The organism is Dietzia cercidiphylli (assembly GCF_014145145.1).
Taxonomy (GTDB): Bacteria; Actinomycetota; Actinomycetes; order Mycobacteriales; family Mycobacteriaceae; genus Dietzia; species Dietzia natronolimnaea.
This window is the reverse complement of the sequence record NZ_JAALEA010000308.1, coordinates 1-1322: the sequence shown is the minus strand read 5'-3', so window position 1 is coordinate 1322 and position 1322 is coordinate 1. Positions and strand designations below refer to the sequence as shown.

The following is a 1322-nucleotide window of genomic DNA, read 5'->3' as shown; positions in this document are numbered from 1 at the left end:
CGCTGGCCCTCGGCCACGGCCCAGCCGACCGGGAGGACCGCATCGGCCAGGGTCGGCAGCGGCGCCCCGGTGTCGACGCGGACGACCTGGCCGGGCTGCAGACGGGTCGGTTGACGGGATCCCGCGGTGATCCTCCCCACGACGGGCAGTCCGGCGGGCCCGCCGGAGGCGTCCCCGGCGTCATCGACCGGGCCGCCGACCCGGATGTCGACACTGCGGACCGCGTACCCGTCGATCGCGGACTGGTCGAACGAGGGCAACGGGCGCTCGGCCACCACCTCCTCGGCACACAGCAGGCCCTGCGCCTCCGAGATCGACACGCGTACCGGTCTCGGGGCGACCGCGGCCGCCGTCACCAGTGCGAGCTGTTCCTCGACGGAGCGCACCAGGTGTCCCCTTCCCGTACGAAAGTCGCTGACCGTGCGGCGGTGTCACGCCACAGCGGGCGGACCGACCACCGGGTCCCTGTGGGAGAGGGTAGCGCCCGGACGGCGCCATTCCGCGGCGACGGCGCCGTCAGCGGCCGAGCCGGCCCTCCAGCCACTCCCGGAGCTCGTCGGCGTAGGCCGGGTTGTCCAGCGCGAAGTCCACGCAGGCCTTGATGTACCCGCCGGGATTGCCGAGATCGTGCCTGGTGCCGTCATGGACCACCACGTGGACCGGGTGCCCCTCGTTGATCAGCAGGTCGATAGCGTCGGTGAGCTGCAGTTCCCCGCCGGCGCCCGGCTCGATGCGCCGGAGCGCGTCGAAGATCGCGCGGTCGAGCACGTATCGCCCGGCCGCCGCGAGGTTGGACGGCGCGTCCTCGGCGGCCGGCTTCTCGACCATGCCGAGCACCCGCTTGACGGCCGGATCATCCGTGTCGGAGACCTCGAACACCCCGTAGGAGGAGACGTCCTCCGGGCTGACCTCGAACGCGCACAGGACACTGCCGCCACGTTCCGCGCGGACCTGTGACATCCGGCCCAGGATCCCGAACGGCAGCACCAGGTCGTCCGGCAGGAGCACGGCGACGGCCTCCTCCTCGTCACCGAGCACCGGCTCCACCTGCGCGACCGCGTGCCCCAGGCCCAGCGGCTCGTCCTGGCGCACGTCCACCACCTCGATGAGCCCGGGGGCGCGCTGGACCTTGTGCAGGAGGACATCCTTGCCCCGGTCCGACAGCGTGTCCTCGAGGACCTGGTCCTCGGCGAAGTGCGCCATCACGCCGACCTTGCGCTCGGAGGTCACGATCGCGAGCCGACCCGCTCCCGCCTCGGTCGCCTCCTCGGCGATGAGTTCGATCCCCGGGGTGTCCACCACGGGGAGCAACTCCTTGGGAA

1 protein-coding gene and 1 pseudogene are annotated in these 1322 nt (G+C 72.4%); both read right to left on the bottom strand.

Going from position 1 to position 1322, the window contains the following annotated elements:
• A pseudogene (locus G6028_RS11335) lies at nucleotides 1-386 on the bottom strand (molybdotransferase-like divisome protein Glp); the annotation flags it as partial.
• A gap of 130 nt (nucleotides 387-516) precedes the next feature.
• A partial coding sequence (locus G6028_RS11330) for a UTP--glucose-1-phosphate uridylyltransferase (RefSeq protein ID WP_182658908.1) occupies nucleotides 517-1322 on the bottom strand: 806 nt, incomplete at its 5' end.